Source organism: Dyella jejuensis (genome assembly GCF_044904675.1).
Lineage (GTDB): Bacteria > Pseudomonadota > Gammaproteobacteria > Xanthomonadales > Rhodanobacteraceae > Dyella_B > Dyella_B jejuensis.
Genome location: NZ_JADIKJ010000023.1, coordinates 23,861 through 39,886 on the forward strand (window position 1 = coordinate 23,861; position 16,026 = coordinate 39,886).

At 61.2% G+C, this 16,026-nt stretch carries 11 protein-coding genes; 6 read left to right on the plus strand and 5 right to left on the minus strand.

The window, feature by feature from the left end; genetic code table 11:
- Nucleotides 1-142 precede the first annotated feature (142 nt).
- The gene (locus ISP15_RS17130) at nucleotides 143-2,050 is read right to left on the minus strand and encodes a M61 family metallopeptidase (RefSeq protein WP_404549048.1); all 1,908 of its coding nucleotides are present in this window, start codon (nucleotides 2,048-2,050) and stop codon (nucleotides 143-145) included.
- A gap of 246 nt (nucleotides 2,051-2,296) precedes the next feature.
- Between ISP15_RS17130 and ISP15_RS17135 the strand changes: the two genes are divergently transcribed.
- Complete coding sequence (locus ISP15_RS17135) at nucleotides 2,297-4,267, plus strand: M61 family metallopeptidase (RefSeq protein WP_404549049.1); 1,971 nt, start codon at nucleotides 2,297-2,299, stop codon at nucleotides 4,265-4,267.
- A 305-nt stretch (nucleotides 4,268-4,572) separates the two neighbouring features.
- Nucleotides 4,573-5,487 (plus strand): M14 family metallopeptidase, encoded by a 915-nt coding sequence (locus ISP15_RS17140; protein WP_404549051.1) that lies wholly within the window; start codon nucleotides 4,573-4,575, stop codon nucleotides 5,485-5,487.
- 210 nt (nucleotides 5,488-5,697) lie between these two features.
- Here ISP15_RS17140 and ISP15_RS17145 read toward each other — a convergent pair whose 3' ends face one another.
- Entirely contained in the window at nucleotides 5,698-6,540 is an 843-nt protein-coding gene (locus ISP15_RS17145) for a class I SAM-dependent methyltransferase (RefSeq protein WP_404549053.1), read from the minus strand.
- Nucleotides 6,541-7,269: 729 nt separating this feature from the next.
- Here ISP15_RS17145 and ISP15_RS17150 point away from each other — a divergent pair.
- From ISP15_RS17150 to ISP15_RS17165, 4 genes are all read left to right on the plus strand, one after another.
- Complete coding sequence (locus tag ISP15_RS17150; protein WP_404549056.1) at nucleotides 7,270-8,667, plus strand: NAD(P)-binding protein; 1,398 nt, start codon at nucleotides 7,270-7,272, stop codon at nucleotides 8,665-8,667.
- Between the two features lie 595 nt (nucleotides 8,668-9,262).
- Nucleotides 9,263-10,312, plus strand: coding sequence for a hypothetical protein (locus ISP15_RS17155; protein WP_404549058.1), 1,050 nt, complete (start codon nucleotides 9,263-9,265; stop codon nucleotides 10,310-10,312).
- A gap of 601 nt (nucleotides 10,313-10,913) precedes the next feature.
- On the plus strand, nucleotides 10,914-12,173 hold the full coding sequence (gene ltrA / locus ISP15_RS17160; protein WP_449757823.1) for a group II intron reverse transcriptase/maturase: 1,260 nt from the start codon (nucleotides 10,914-10,916) through the stop codon (nucleotides 12,171-12,173).
- A gap of 391 nt (nucleotides 12,174-12,564) precedes the next feature.
- A complete protein-coding gene (locus ISP15_RS17165) occupies nucleotides 12,565-14,139 on the plus strand; it encodes a tetratricopeptide repeat-containing sulfotransferase family protein (RefSeq protein WP_404549062.1) in 1,575 nt (524 codons plus the stop codon).
- Nucleotides 14,140-14,368: 229 nt separating this feature from the next.
- On the opposite strand, the gene ISP15_RS17170 is transcribed toward ISP15_RS17165, so the two are convergent.
- The 3 genes from ISP15_RS17170 to ISP15_RS17180 form a co-directional block, all read right to left on the minus strand.
- Nucleotides 14,369-14,521, minus strand: coding sequence for a hypothetical protein (locus tag ISP15_RS17170; protein WP_404549063.1), 153 nt, complete (start codon nucleotides 14,519-14,521; stop codon nucleotides 14,369-14,371).
- Between the two features lie 292 nt (nucleotides 14,522-14,813).
- Nucleotides 14,814-15,491, minus strand: a complete 678-nt coding sequence (locus ISP15_RS17175) for a restriction endonuclease (protein WP_404549065.1) — start codon at nucleotides 15,489-15,491, stop codon at nucleotides 14,814-14,816.
- A 397-nt stretch (nucleotides 15,492-15,888) separates the two neighbouring features.
- The coding region (locus tag ISP15_RS17180; protein ID WP_404546719.1) for an integrase core domain-containing protein at nucleotides 15,889-16,026 on the minus strand (138 nt) is incomplete at its 5' end.

A 16,026-nucleotide genomic window follows, 5' to 3' on the forward strand; every position in this document is an offset into this window, starting at 1 on the left:
AGAGAGAGGGAGCAAAGCGCGTGCCAACCTCATTCATGCCTTGGAAACCGCATGGCAGCGGCCTTTCTGCGTGATCACGAACCGGTGCTGCTTTGTCCGCGGACAGTTGTCCGCATTGTCCGGACAGTATGTGCAGCGGACTTCAATGCGGTGCCAATATCGCGGCCAGCCCATCCGCCGTTCCCGGCAGGCGCTGCAAATGCGGATAGCGCAGCGGACCGCGGTAAGGAATCTCGATCGTCGACGGTTCGCCGTCAGCGCTGATCGAGAGGCGAACCGGATGGTGAATGGAATCGGCGACCGCCGCCTTGAGATTCTGCGCGGAAAACGCCTGGCCATTGACGGCGACGATGCGGGTGCCGATGCTGGCTCCTGCGCGAAAGGCCGGCCCCTCCCATGCAAGCGAACGGACATTGCCGTTTGCATCCACCGTCAAGCCGATGCTGAACGTGAAATCGGCAATGCCATTGTCCTGTTCGCTTTGCAACACGTAGTCGGTTGGCGTGTCGGTGAACGTAAGCGCATATCCGTTTTTCGCGAGGCCATCCAGCAAGCCGCTGTCGTCATGGCTGTTCAACTTTTGCCGCAGGAACGTGGCCCAGTCGCCATGGGCGATGCCATCGAGCGCCTGGCATAAGTCCGCGAACGAGTAAGTACTGGTTTGCGTGGGGTCGGCGCCTTGGAAAAAACGATGGGCCAGGTCATCCAGCGATCGGCGGCCACCGCTTTTCTGGCGTAACGTGGCGTCGACATCCAGCCAGAACAGCGGGCCTTCCAGGTAGTAATCTTCGCGCCGCTGCCAATCGATCCAGGCCACATGGTGGCCGGCGTCGAAGACCGGGTCGAGGCTGCTGTCGGCCAGCGATTTCCAGGCGCGCCCGCGCCGCGCCAGCATCGTCGCCGCCTCGAACGCCCACATGTCCAGCGTGTCCTGGCGCGAACGTTCGCCACTGCGTGCTGCGATCACTTCGCCCCAGAATTGCGTCTGGCCTTCGTAGACCCATAGCAGGCTGTCATCCGACGGCATGTTGAAGTCCGGTGTCCACAGTCCCTCGGGAAGGCGATGCTTGCCGTTCCATGCGTGCACCAGTTCGTGCCAGATCAGGTCGCGGTCAAGCAGATGGGCGTGTTCGCGGGTGAAGAAGTCCGTCGCCAGGTTGTTCTCGGCGGAAGCCAGATGCTCGACGCCGCCCGGGCCGGGGAAGGTGTCGCTCAGGCTCACCAGCATGTCGTAGTGCTGCCATGGCGGCGTGCCAAAAAGCCGTTCGGTCGCTGCTACCGTTCGCGTGAAACGAGCGATCGTAGCGTCAGGGACGGCAAGAAACGGTGGCGCATCCGCCAGCAGGTCCAGGTATACCGGATGCGCGTCGGTGGTCAGCGCAATGCGTCGCGTATAACGCCCCGCGTACACAGGCGAATCAACCAGCATTTCGAGCGACACCGGCGCATAACGAACATCACCATTGGACGATGGATGGGCATCCAGCGCGGTGAAGGCGGTGAAGCCAGGAGGCAGCCGCAGCGTTGCGGCAAATGGGATATCGCGCACGTAAAAGCCGGCCGGATACAGCAACATCGACTGCCACTGCACATTGATAAGCGCGGGCGTCATGGACAATGCGCCCTCGCGCGCGGTGGCCGGCGAGAGAAAATCGAACTGCAGGTCGAGGCTGCTTGCGTCGGCGGGCACCCGCACCTGGAAGGCATACGGCTGGTACGGATCACGCCTCCATTGGACAGGCTTGTCGCCGGCATGGATGAGCAGTCCTGCCAGCCGGTTGACCATGCCGGTCGGAGCATGCGAGGCCGTTTCCCATTGCGGGTACAACAGCGTGATCAACGATCCCGGAGTGACGGGTATCGACTCGCGAACGCGGTAAACCTTATGCCGGGTATCGGTAGCATCGACCTCGAGCGTGATGCGGCCGGGATAGGGCCGGTCGACAGGAACGGGCAAGGCGGGCGCTGCTGCTTTTGCCAGCGGCCCGGCGCTGCCGAACGCTGGACTGGTAGCCAGCAGCGCCAGGGCAACGGCATATCGCTTGTGCATGGCGGTCGTTTTGGGGGAAGTGGGCACTCAAACTAACCTGCGCTCGTCTTCGCGTCATCGATGACCTTTGCCAGGGGCGAAAGAAGGCCAGCCGCCTGGATGCCGCACGCAGCGGCCTTTTGCCGCTGCGCGGCAATGGTTTATTCGGCGATTGCATGTGCAAAAGGGCATGGCCCGGGCCTGCCCCTGCGCGGCCGCTGTGGTGCTAACTTGGGCGGTCCCTGGTCTGGTTATTTGGAGTCCGTAATGTCCATTGCTTCTCTCGCGGGGCTGCCGGTTGGCAAGCGCCTTACGGTGGCGCGCCTGGTGGTGGCCTTGTCGATGGCGCTCGCGACGGGCGTCGCCGGTGCGCAGGCGGTGGACGGCGCCCAGGTGCCTGTGCCGCAAGACACGCCGTACCCCGGCACGATCGCTATCCACGTCGATGCCAGCGACACCTCGCAAGGCATCTTCCGCGTGCACGAAACGATCCCGGTGAGGCCGGGCGCACTGACCTTGCTGTATCCGCAGTGGATTCCCGGCGACCATTCGCCGACCGGTCCGATCGCCATGCTCGCAGGCCTCAAGCTGAGCGCCAACGGCAAGCCGCTGAAGTGGAAGCGTGACGAATACAACGTCTATGCGTTCCACCTCGACGTGCCCGCGGGCGTATCCACCATCGATGCCGCGTTCCAATACTTGTCGGGCCGCACCGACAACGAGGGCTTCGAAATCACCGACCGCATGATGGACATGGAATGGAGCAAGGTGTCGCTGTATCCGGCTGGCTACTTTTCGCGCGGCATCACGTTTGCGCCCAGTGTGACGCTGGCGTCTGGCTGGCAGCTTGGCACCGCGCTGGAGCGTGTCGATCAACCGCAGTCCTCGCAGTCGGACAACACCGTCACCTTCAAGCCGGTGACGTTCAACAACCTGGTTGACTCGCCGATCTACGCGGGCAAGTACTTCAAGCGCGTCGATCTGAATCCCGGCGGTGACGTGCCGGTACACCTGGATATCGTCGCCGACGCGCCGAAGTATCTGGACATGACGCCCGAGCAGGTAAAGGTGCATCGCGCCCTGGTGACCCAGGCGGTGAAGTTGTTCGGCTCGCACCACTACGACCATTACGATTTCCTGTTCTCGTTGTCGGACGTGTTGGAAGGCAACGGCACGGAGCATCACCAGTCCAGCGAGAACGGCGTGGGCGCCGACTATTTCACCGCCTGGAGCGATAACGCCCCCGGGCGTGACCTGCTGGCGCACGAATACACCCACTCGTGGAACGGAAAATTCCGCCGTCCGGCCGACCTGTGGACGCCCAACTTCAACGTTCCGATGGGCGATTCGCTGCTCTGGGTGTACGAAGGGCAGACGCAGTATTGGGGCTATGTACTGGCCGCGCGCGCCGGCATGTGGACGGCGCAGGAGTTCCGCGACGCCTTGGCGATGGAGGCGGCCAACTACGACCGCAATCGCGAAGGTTTCCAGTGGCGCACGCTCGAAGACACCACCAATGATCCCACTGCCGCCCGCCGCTCCGGCTTGCCGTACCGCAGCTGGCAGATGAGCGAGGACTATTACAGCGGGGGACAGATGATGTGGCTGGAAGTGGATGCCAAGCTGCGCGCGCTGACGCATGACCAGAAATCGCTGGATGATTTCGCGCGCGCATTCTTTGGCGTCGACAACGGCAGCTATGTCACCAGGACCTACAGGTTTGACGATGTGGTGGCGGCGCTGAACGGTGTGGCTCCCTACGACTGGGCGAGCTTCCTGCACGCGCGCGTCGATGCGCTCAATCCACCGCTGGAAGACGGTGTCGCCGCCACCGGCTGGAAACTGGTCTATACCGATCAGGAAAGTGCCTACGAGAAGCAATACAACAGCCGGCCGCAATCGCCACGCCATCTGTACAACTTCGCCTGGTCGATCGGCCTGACCATGAATGATGACGGACAGGTCAACGATGTGCGTTGGGACGGGCCGGCGTTCAAGGCGGGTGTCAGTACCGGCGCCACCCTGGTCGCGGTAAACGGTCAGACTTATTCGAACGATGTATTGACGAACGCGATCGCATCGGCCAAGGGCAGCCAGGCACCGATCACGCTGCTGCTGAAATACCAGGGTGGCTACAAGACCATAGCGGTGGATTATCACCAGGGCTTGCAGTATCCGCATCTGGTACGCATCGAAGGCACGCCGGATTACCTGAGCCAGATCATCGCGGCACATTAAGGATGCTCTGATCAATGCTACGCAGGCGTCACCAGCTCTGTCTGTTCGCAGACCATAGGTTCGTCGGCGCACGCGGAGAGGGTACATGGATGTACCCGGCTTTGAGGAGCGAGGAAGGCAGACTGGCCGTCTGTCGAGACGACGGACCGCACGCGGGGAGAGTGCATGGATGCACTCGACGGCACGCAGCTGGGTGACGACGAGCGAGGGCCTCCTCGTCACCCATGTGCGCCACTTGCCGTGCGCGTGCTGGCGTGGTGCTACATTGCTACCGTTTTTTTATAGTCCAGCACGCGAGCGACACCATGACATCTCCCGCACAGTATCCGATTGGCACACCCGGGCACCCATGGGGCGAGGCTGAAGTGACCGCCTGGCGGGCAAGGCAGACGCGCCAGCGAAGCTACCAGGCGGATGTGTTGAGCGTGATCGAGGCGCTGCGCCCGCGCCATGACGTGGTGGAGTACGGTCGCCTGGATTACCAGCCTGATAGCTATCCGCTGTTTGCGATCAAGAGCCGCCATTGGCGAAGCGACCGGCCCAGCGTACTGGTGACGGGTGGCGTGCATGGCTATGAAACCAGTGGCGTGCATGGCGCCCTGCAATTTGTCGACAGGCACGCATCCGGTTACGACGGCAAGGTCAATTGGCTGGTCGCGCCATGCGTCAGCCCATGGGCCTACGAAAGAGTCCATCGTTGGAATCCGTATGCGATCGACCCGAATCGCTCGTTTCGTGCTGACAGCCCCGCGCAGGAATCGGCCGCACTCATGGCGCTGGTCGCACCGTTACGCGATGGCGTGTGCTTGCATATCGACCTGCACGAAACCACCGATAGCGATGAATCCGAGTTTCGTCCGGCACTGGCCGCTCGCGACGGCGTCACGCATGTACCGGGCGACATTCCGGATGGCTTCTACCTGGTCGGCGATAGCGAAGATCCACAGCCTGAGTTCCAGCAGGCGATCATCGCCGCCGTGGCAAAGGTCACGCACATCGCTGCGGCTGACCTTGATGGCGAGATCATCGGCTCGCCTGTCGTCGCGCCGGGCGTGATCAATTATCCGCTCAGGCAGCTTGGCCTGTGCGCAGGCATCACCGACGCGCGCTACAAGACAACCACCGAGGTTTATCCCGATAGTCCCCGGGCCACCGCCGAGCAATGCAATGCCGCACAGATCGCGGCGGTGTGCGCGGCAATCGATTACGTGCTGCGGTAAGAGGGTAAGAGCGCAGGGCGGGTTCGACGGTCAGGGCGTTGCAGGCTGTCTAGGATGACCGCGATGGCTTTAACGGGCTTTGGGGACGGCTACGTTTTTATGTTTGGCCGGGCGTCAGTGCCGCTTGGGATCGGGAGTCTGCCATAAGCAGACAAGTCGGGTGTGTGTAGCGGAAAGCCGAGTCTCGTTCCTATCAACAGTGCTGATGGTCTAGCGCCGCAGCCCCAGCACGCCATCCAGCGCCAGTTGCGCCTTGAAGCCCGCTTTCTCCAGCCGCCGCGCCACTTCGCGCGGCACGTCGCGATCGCTGGTGAGCTTGTTCGGGCTGCCGGTGTAGTGGAACAGGCGTCCACCGAAGCGGAGCACCCGCGCTAGCTGGTCATAGAACGCCTGCGAGTAGAGTTCGCCGGCGATGCCGAAGCGTGGCGGATCGTGCAGCAGGGCGTCCACGGAAGCATCGGCAATCTGCATGATGGCCCTCGATACATCGGTGTGCATAAGCTGCAGGCGCCCGCCGCTGGCAGGAGCGTCCGGGTCCGGCGACCATGGGTTGAGCGTGCGCAGCCACAGCACGTCGGCATTCTTCTCGAACGATTGGACGTGCGCCACGCCAGCCTCAAGGCAGCACGCGGCGAAGTAGCCCAGGCCGCCGCAGGTATCGAGCACCTTCTTCCCGCGCGGCTCGACCAGCGCCACTTTGCGGCGCGCGTCTTCGTATGGCGATGCCTTCGCAGTGGGCAGCATCTTGATGCCGTCGATCTCGAAGGTGGGCGCGCCCCATTCGGTGGGCACCAGTTTGATCAGCGAGCCGGAAAAGCGCGATATCGGCGCGAAGGCATCGCCATCCCAGTAATAGATCGTGCGGTCTTTCAGCTTGGACGGATAGGGATACTGCTGGCCTAGCCATCGCCAGGTATCCGGCTGCAGCGATGCGCTATCGCTTGAGCGGCCCAGATCCAGCGATCCGCGCCATGTGTCCGCGCCATCGTCGCGGGCCGCCAACAATGCTTCGGCGGCCGGGCGGGTGAGCAGGGGACCGGAATAGTGCGACACGGCGGATGAATCCCAGGGCAGCGAAAGGCGAAAGGCGAAAGCGTAACTTGCCCAGCATAACGATATCGGCGCCGGGGAGGTCATTGATCCAGTGATCGCATGCTCGGACCCGGCAAGATCGATTGGATGTGGTGGGCGCAATGGTATGCAACGCAATATGTGCGCGCTCTAAAGACGACGGGGAAAATGGGTGCCCTATCCACCGATCCGAACGGCGTGACGGATGCCCGGCGGAACGTCCTCGGACTGCCGACGTCGCCCGAAGCGCAGGCCAGCACGGCAACATCGAACAAGCGATGGCGGTCGTTCGCTCTGTCCCGGTTACGGGTATGGAAGTCGGTAATCCATTCGGCAAAGCGATTTGCCAAAGCGCCAGGACGCGCCGATAAAAAAATAACAGGGACGGATTGCTCGCGCCAATTTCCAGGTGCTTGATATAAGCGCGCAAGTGAAGCGCGTGGTTAGACAATCACTGTATAGGTATAGACGTCCATTTTGTAATCGCTTTCACACTAAGAAAAGCTTCGCTAGAGCAGGCTTTGCCCGTTGGGGATCAGGTGCGTTCGTTGCGTTGCCGTGCCAGGCCGTGCGTGATTTTAAACATTGACTCATGCGGCCGCGCAGTCATCGTCGAAAGATGCAAGTCGTTCAAGCCGAACAAAGAGCTGCTGCGCTTGTGTTTCGTTGCAAGGCGTCATCTTGTCCATAACCTGACGGAGGGAGTCGGATATGCGTAGACGTGAGTTTATCAAGGCATCCGGATTGGCCTTGGCTGGTGCGGTCGTTTCGCCAATGGTGAGTCGTCCCTTGTTTGCCAGGGGCAGCCAGGTCATCGAGCGCGATGTCTGCGTCATTGGCGGTGGATCGGCCGGTACCTACCTGTCGGTCCGCCTAGGGGATTTCGGTAAGAGCGTCGTGCTGCTCGAAAGCACCGATCACCTTGGAGGGCACGCGCAGACCTATATGGTGCCGGGCAGCGGAATACCGATCGACGTCGGCGTGGTTGATTTCGAGCAAACACCTGTCGTGCTCAATTACTTCAACCGCTTCGGCATCGCTTACGGTCCAGGTGCCGCGCCCGGCGGCAGTTCGGCATATATCGATCTGCGTACCGGCCTTCCGCTGGCGAACTACACGCCGCCATCGGCGGCCGCGATAGGCGAGGCGCTCGAAAATTACTATCAGATCCTTACTTCGACATATCCCTATCTCGATGACGGGTTCCAGCTTCCAGACCCTGTTCCCCAGGAACTTGTCGAACCGTTCTCCAGTTTCGTCACCAACCATGGTCTGCAGGCGCTTGTTCCCACCATCTTCGCGTATGGCCAGGGCGCGGGCAATTTGCTCCAAGACCCTGCGCTATACGTACTGAAGCTGTTCGGCCTCAATGTTGTCAGCGCCATTCTCGGCGGCGGTTTCCTCAACCTCCAGGGCGGCACGGTCCAACTCTACAGCGCCGCCACGCAGTACCTCGGCAGCAACGTGGTTTTCAATGCGCAGCTTCGTTGCATCGATCGTAGCGGCGCGCAGATCAAGGTCGCCGCGGACACGCCAGCGGGCCCGGTAACCATTCATTGCAACAAACTGGTCTGGGCCGCGCCGCCTACATTGTCCAATCTCGCTCCGGTCGATCTCGACGTTACCGAAGCATCCGTCTTCGGCAAGCTCCAGTCCAAATGCTATGCCGTGGGATTGGCATCGATCTCAGGTTTGCCCGAAGGTTTGTCCATCAATAACCTGGCGCCGGACACGCCCTACAATTTGCCACCACTTCCTGGCATCTACATCCTGGAGGCGACTGTTCCCTGGCTCTATCTCGCCTTGTTTGGCTCGGAAAATCCGCTGGGCGCCGCTGATATCGAAATGCGTATTGCACGGCAGGTTGCATCGCTCGCCCAGGCTGGCACCTATCCGGCCGCAAGCTTCGAAGGCTTCCAGCTTTTCAGCAATCACACGCCATTCCTGATCGGCGTGTCGGGCGCGGACATTGCGGCGGGCTTTTACACGCGGATGAATGCGTTGCAGGGCTACAGGAACACCTATTACAACAGCGCTGCGTTCCAGACCAACGATTCCTCGCTGATCTGGCAATTCACCGAACAGCTGTTGCCACAGATCGTGGGTTGACCGCGCACCTTGCCAGGATCATGGCCCACTCCTTTTCAAGGACGACGAGGAGTGGATGGGGCTGGCAGGCGGCCAATCGACGTCCTGAAACCTGTCGGTGCGTAAGGTCTTGCGGCTGGCCGAACATCACGTCTTGTATACACAACCATCCGCATCCTGCGCCGAGAAGCCGATTAAATACCGGCTTTTGCGTTTTGTGATGCGGGGTCATTACGCATGGATTCGCGATGGAAGCCACAGTTGCGGCCGTTGTGTCGACGTAGTCTGCAAAACGAATTCGAAAGCCGCATGCCCCATTGAAGAACGCAAAAAAATTGCGTAGGAGCAGGTAGGGGAAGTCCAGGTTGCCACGTCTTAAGTAGGCGTCGTATTTGAAACTGAAAACCTTGATGCGTTCGCTTGCCGTGCGAGCCGAACCTTCACGGGTTGGCGGAGCCATGTTTTTTTCTGCGTGGAAACACGTGGAAAGCCACAGGGGAGACGCAATGCAACTGTTTTTCGTTGTTTGCGTGTGTGGGTCGTAGTTGTAAGCGTTACGGCTCTGGGTGGTCCAGCGCCGATAATTTTCGCCATTTCGTACTGGGGAGTATCGCAAATGCAAGCAAAGTTGAAGTCCGTATTCCTGGCCGGTCTTATCAGCGCAGCCTGTCTGCCGGCCGCTTTCGCTGCACAATCCACGGATCTTTCCGGGCAGGCTACCGATCAACAGGTAGGGCCCATCGAATCGCTGGCGCGCGAGGCATGGCGCGAAAACATGGCGCAGATCGCCACGCCGTCGGAAGGCTGCTTCGAGGCCACCTATCCCAGCATCATCTGGGAGCAGACGGTGTGCCGGCAGATCAGCGCCCATGCGCATCCGGTTGTGCACAAGCCGCTTTGGGGACCGGCGCAAACGGCCGGTAACGGCAACGACTACACGCTGCAGACCTCTTCGCTGATCACCCAGGCCGTGGGCAGTTTCCCCACCGTGACGGACGTGACCTCGGAGAAAGGCGTCGGCGTGGCTGCTTACGGCGATGGCGGCATCCTGGGCACGAACGAATACTCGCTGCAAATCAATTCCAGCTTCAATTCCACCACCTCGGCCTGCAAGAGCAAATCCGGTTGCACGATTTGGCAGCAGTTCGTGTATGCGCCCGATTACGAGACCCAGGGTGAGGCGGCCGTGTTCATGCAGTACTGGCTGATCGGCTACGGCAGCAGCCGTTGCCCGAGCGGCTTCGGTAGCGATGGCGAAGGCGATTGCTATGAGAACAGCGCCGCCGCCACCGCGCCGGATGTACCGGCCACCCAGCTGGGTAGCGTAAAGCTGACCGGCGCGGTCACCTCCGGTGGCAATGACACGGTAACCTTCACCGACGGTACCAAGGCATACAGCTCCAGCGGCAAGGACAGCGTGCTGTACCTCTCGCAGGTATGGAAGCAGGTGGAGTTCAACGTAGTCGGTAACGCGGGCGGCTCGGAAGCCGAGTTCAACAAGGGCGCGTCGATTACGGTGAAGGCAGCGGTGACTGACGGTTCCACCAGCGCACCGTCGTGTGTCGCCGACTCGGGTACCACCGGCGAAAGCAACAACTTGAACCTGGGCAGCTGCAGCACGGCCAGTGGTTCCACGCCGTCGATCCAGTTCACCGAATCGGATTAAGTATGACTGAGGTCGTTTGCTGGACGCGAACGGGAATCGACGCCGAGGGGTAACCCTCGGCGTTTTTCTGTGCGCCCGGCAGGGCGCACTTGCTTGGAGGTGAAAGTCCTCTACTCGCCCGGCAAGGGGGAAGAGTTAGCCAGAGGCAACGGCGAAAGGGTGACTGATCGTCGGGAGGAAGCCCGAGGCAAAGCGCTGGCCTGACGAACAGGAAGCGGATGCGAGGCGACGTGGTGGGGTGAGGCAGCAGAAAAGGCCAAAGCCCAATACCTGCACGGAACATCACGGCGTAGATCCGACAGGCATAAGCGTGAAGGCAGGTGCGCCATACCCGGGGAGATCTCGCCTCATGCCCGAAAGGGTGACGTGGCAACACGGAGCGAGAAGTCAGCCGAGGCCATAGTAGGTGCAGCACGACCGAAGGGCCGAACACGAGAGACCGCAATTAGGACGATGTACCTCGATGATCGACGACGACGCAGAAGCTCGGGAGANCGAGGCCCACACGCAGGGAGCGGAACAGTATTCCGCAAGTGGCGCGTGCGGTGCAGAGTCGATCACGGCGGACGTTGGGCAAACGAACGCGGGGATGCCACGGCTGATGGAAGCCGTGGTGGAACGTAGCAATGTCTGGGCGGCGTATCAGCGAGTCGTACGCAACGATGGCGGGCCGGGGGTCGATGGTCTAACGGCAGGATCGTTGAAAGACTGGCTGAGGATGCATTGGCCCAGCGTCCGAGCAGCGCTCTTGGAGGGTGATTACCTGCCATCGGCGGTACGCGCGGTGGATATCCCTAAGCCTTCGGGTGGGATGCGCACCTTGGGTATCCCGACGGTGTTGGATCGCCTGATCCAACAAGCGCTGCTGCAAATCCTTCAACCCATCGTTGAACCCACGTTCTCTCCATCCAGTTATGGCTTCCGTCCCGGACGGAATGCCCACCAAGCCTTGCAAGCGGCCAAGCGATACGTGCAGGAAGGCCGTCAGTGGGTGGTGGATCTGGATCTGGAGAAGTTCTTTGACCGCGTGAACCACGACATCCTGATGTCGCGAGTCGCCCGGCACGTGGACGACGAGCGGGTGCTCAAGCTGATCCGTCGTTATCTGGAAGCGGGCTTGATGCGTGACGGAGTAGAAGAAGCACGGGGAATGGGTACGCCACAGGGTGGCCCGCTGTCACCGCTGCTCTCGAACATCCTGCTCACGGATTGGGATCGCGAACTGGAACGGCGGGGTCACGCTTTCTGCCGTTATGCTGACGACTGCAACATTTACGTCCGAAGCAACATGGCCGGCGAGCGTGTGATGGCGCAGATGAAAGCCTTCCTGCAAAGGAATCTGAAGCTGCACATTAACGAAGCAAAGAGCGCATGCGCCCAACCGTGGAAGCGTAAGTTTCTCGGCTACACCATGACGGCAGCAGCAGGAAAGATCCGGTTGCGCTTCGCCAAAGAAAGTGAGGCGAAGTGGCGTGATCGCATCCGCGAACTGATGCGTCAGGGGCGAGGGCAAAGCCTGACCCACACGATCGAGACACTCAATCCGGTGTTGCAGGGGTGGGCCGGCTACTTCCAACTCAGCGAGAGCCGGGTGGCATGGGAGGGACTGGATGTGTGGTTGCGCCGGCGGCTTCGGTGTCTGATCTGGGATCAGGCGAAGACCCGACAGCGACGCACGGCACTGTTACGACAAGGCGGGATCAATCCCAAGCGTGCATGGCACTCGGCCCGCAACGGGCATGGCTCGTGGTGGAACGCCGATGCACAGCATATGCGGGAGGCATTCCCGAATGCCTTCTTCCATAAACGAGGTCTGGTCTGCTTGACCAACACTGTTCAATATCTTCAGCGTCACTCGTGAACCGAGGTATGCGGAACCGCACGTACGGTGGTGTGGAAGGGGGCCGGATTACCGGCTCCCTATCCGATTCGTGGAAAGCTTTTCCGGATCGACTTCCACCAAGCCATCCGGGTACTTGCTTCGTCAATAGCAACTGCCGATCCAGTAGCAACCGGATGCCATCCACCGGTGCACCGCGCCACGCGGATCGGCCATGCAGTCGGACTGCATGGCCGCATCTACGCGCGCAACCTCTGGGCTGTCCGAAGCTGTGCGGCAGGATGGGCCGTCAATGAGCATGGCAACGCCAGGCCGCGCTCTTTCAGGCATGGGGCCGAACGCATAGACTTGCCCGATTATGCAGGCGCTGGCATGGATCGCCATGCCGCCCGCCCCATTGTACGGAGCATTCATGTCCGCCGACCTCCAGGCCCGCCTCATCCATGCGTTCAACCGCAACGACTGGCCCGTCGTCCAGAAGCTGGCCGTGCAATTGCTGCCGCTTGCGCCGGGACAGGCCATGGCACCGTTCATGGCCGGAGTGGCGCACATGCAATTGCAACAATTGGAGCAAGCGGCCGGTTTCCTGGAACAGGCGATGCAGCTTGAGCCGAGCCGTGCCGACTTCGCCGCGCAATATGCCAAAGCATTGGCTTTGATGGGGCGCATGAGCGAGGCGCGGCGCATTGCCGATTGCGCACTGGCGCTGTCCCCGGCCGATCCTTTTACGCTGGATACGCTCGGCGTCGTCTACATCGAAACACATATGCACGAGCGCGCGCTGCAAGTTTTTCGACGCGAAGTGGCGATGGCGCCCGATCGGCCGCTTGCGCGTTTCAACCTCGCTTACGCGCACATAGCCATGGGCGATGACGACGCTGCGGAACGTGAACTGGAACACTGCGTGCGGCTTGAACCCCGTCATTGGATCGCGCACTGGCGCTTGGCTTCGCTGCGGCGGCAGGCAGCCGAACGCAATCATATCGAGCGCCTGCGCGGCCTGTTGGCCAGGTATCCGGCTGATCCGGGGGCACAGCTGTACCTGAATCTCGCGCTGGCCAAAGAGTACGAAGACCTCGGCGACTATCCGGTAGCGTTCGAGCATTATTGCCGTGGCAAGCAGGTGGGACGCGAAAGCCGGCGGGGTACCGCACAGCGCGACGCGGGTATCATCGAACGGCTGGTCCAAAGCTTTCCCGCTATATCGGGCCTGCCGGCGTCGGGGGTGCAAGATAGCGCACCGATTTTTATCATCGGCATGCCACGCACCGGCACAACCTTGCTGGATCGGATCCTGTCCAGTCATCCGCAGGTCCATTCGGCAGGCGAATTGCGTGAATTTCCATCGACCCTGCAACGCTTGTCCGGCAGCAGGATGCCGGTGCTGATGGATCCGCAACTTCCTTCGCTGGTGCGCGCCATGGATTGGCGCCTGCTGGGCGAGACCTATTTGGCCGCTACCCGGGAGCATGCGCAGCATGCGCCGCATTTCATCGATAAACTGCCGCATAACTTCCTGTATGCCGGTTTCATCGCCCGAGCGTTGCCGAACGCGAAGATCGTCTGCTTGCGCCGAAATCCGCTGGACACTTGCCTTGGCAACTTCCGTCATCTGTTCGAGCAGCAATCGTCCTACTACGCTTATTCTTTCGATTTGCTCGATACCGGCCGTTACTACGCGGGCTTCGATCGTCTGATGGCGCATTGGCAGCGCGTGTTTCCCGGGCGCATTTTTGAGCTGCATTATGAGTCGCTGGTCGATTCACAGGAGTCGGCCACCCGGCAGTTGCTGGATTTCTTAGGACTTCCCTGGAACGACGCTTGCATGCAGTCGGAGCGCAATGCGGCGCCGGTCAATACCCCCAACGCATGGCAAGTGCGCGCACCGGTCTATCGCAGCGCGCTCGGGCGTTGGAAACATTACGAAACCCAGTTGAGTCCGCTGCGCGATCTGTTCGCGTCATCCGGTATTGACGTCGCTGCGTGATGCTTGTCGCCGTGGCCTGAAGGATTCCTTCGTTGCAAGCAAAGCCAGCTGGCGAACCAAATAGAGTTCCGGTAGCTGGCCATTCGGTCATGTATGTCGTCCAAGCACGTATCCGCATCATGCTGGTCATCGCATCGCAGGTGCGCGCGCAAGAACCAAGGCCAGGCTGCAGACGGCGTGAAGCGTGAAACGCAGGGGATGCCCCTGCGGATAACGAAGGCCTGCGTATTCAGCTGGCCGAACCGATGGCGGCCATCGCGGCGTGATGATGCGCCACGTTATTGGTGGGCGCATGCGAGGTGAGCATGGCGCCGAAGGTCAGCATGCAGACCAGCAGGCAGGCGGCGAACAGGCTGTGCAGCATCAGGGTTTCGAATTTCATGGCAGTTCTCCGTGAGCTAGGAAATGAAGCTTCCGAGAGATAGAGGGCAAAGGCCGTGCCAATCCTGTGCAAGCGCGAAAAACCGCATGGCAAAGCCATTTCGACAGGCGCCATCATGGTCGAACAGGTGTCCGCGGACGGTCGCCTGTGTTTGTCCGGACACCATGCGGACAGCCGGACGATGGCGGTTCGCAGCAAGAGAACGAATCGTTGCGCAACGGCCATGGCCGCGCGCACCGACGCAGCGTGTCCGCTCGACTGCATGCATCACGGAATGCCGTATATCAGGCGATCACGCACGCCGGCGAGTTTGCTTGCTGACCGTTCCCGCTGCCTGGCTTTCCCGCACCATGGCCAGGAGTGCGTCACCGCAGATCAGCTCGATGGGTTTGCCATGCACGAATCGCCGCGCATCGGCGGTGTAGTTCCCGATCGCGACGATCTTCACCGCGTCGGCCTGGTGGTGAACCAACAGGCCATACATTTCGCGCACTAGCCTGACATCGACCAGCTGGCTGCGCCACTGCTTGCATTGCACCAGGGTGGTCGCGCCGTCCCGCTGCAGGATCAGGTCGATACCGCCATCGGAGCCGTCCAGGCCCGTCTCGCGCACGGTATAGCCCTGACGACGGAAGGCTTCGCTGACCAGCATTTCGAACTGGCGCCAATCCACAGCGCGCAAGCTGCCCAATCCGGTTTGCGAGGCGAGCAAGCGCCGGCGGCGGCGTCCGTCCAGGAACGACACAAGCGCGGCGATCCAGCAGGCGCCCAGCAGCATCCAGGCGACGGGCGCATAGGCGCCCTCGGCAAGGGTCAACCCCAATGCTTGTCCGATCGGGCCGCCAAACGTCGACATGCACCAGGCCAGGCCGTAGCGCATGGCCGCATAGCCGGCGACGCCCAGCACAATGCCGGCCTGCCAAGGCAATCGGGAAACCAGGTCGATGCTGCTGTCTTTACGCCTTGCCACCGCTCCCTCCTGAGCGTTTCGATGGTTGCTGCCGGCCGGATGGCCTCCCGTGCTTTGTCGGGTACAGCGTCTTCGAAAAAAGTAAGCAGGAATTGCGCCAAGCCTCGGCCAGGCGCATTGCCGCCGAAAGGGTCGTCCGGCGCTGCAAACCCGCGCATGGGAGTGGCGGAAGTCCTTGTTTTGAATGCCGGCGCGAAAGCCATGTCCACGGACGCCGTCGCACCCCAGGATTAGCCGCAGGACTGATATGACTCTCCGCGTCACTTGCTGCGCTGGAAGCATTGCCTTATCCGTCGGCTTTTTCCTGAAAGCGAGGTGGCGCTCCCGCGCTGCGTATCACGCTGCTTTCATCGGCGCGGAGGTATGAGACGCCTGCGTAGCATGGATCAGAGCATGCCTAGGTGTTGAAGTTCGATACGTTGTTCCGCGCTAGCCGGCTGATAGGCGGTTGGTAGCCAAGGGCGGAATGAGGTCGATGGTGATTGTAACGATGCATCCACGGTTGCAAAGCAGCCTGGCGTTCGGCGCTGTTCTG

Coding starts and splice junctions, on each gene's coding strand:
- ISP15_RS17165 (WP_404549062.1), top strand. CDS start 12,565: ATGTCCGCCGACCTCCAGGCCCGCCTCATCCATGCGTTCAACCGCAAC.
- ISP15_RS17135 (WP_404549049.1), top strand. CDS start 2,297: ATGTCCATTGCTTCTCTCGCGGGGCTGCCGGTTGGCAAGCGCCTTACG.
- ltrA (WP_449757823.1), top strand. CDS start 10,914: ATGGAAGCCGTGGTGGAACGTAGCAATGTCTGGGCGGCGTATCAGCGA.
- ISP15_RS17170 (WP_404549063.1), bottom strand. CDS start 14,521: ATGAAATTCGAAACCCTGATGCTGCACAGCCTGTTCGCCGCCTGCCTG.
- ISP15_RS17140 (WP_404549051.1), top strand. CDS start 4,573: ATGACATCTCCCGCACAGTATCCGATTGGCACACCCGGGCACCCATGG.
- ISP15_RS17155 (WP_404549058.1), top strand. CDS start 9,263: ATGCAAGCAAAGTTGAAGTCCGTATTCCTGGCCGGTCTTATCAGCGCA.
- ISP15_RS17150 (WP_404549056.1), top strand. CDS start 7,270: ATGCGTAGACGTGAGTTTATCAAGGCATCCGGATTGGCCTTGGCTGGT.
- ISP15_RS17130 (WP_404549048.1), bottom strand. CDS start 2,050: ATGCACAAGCGATATGCCGTTGCCCTGGCGCTGCTGGCTACCAGTCCA.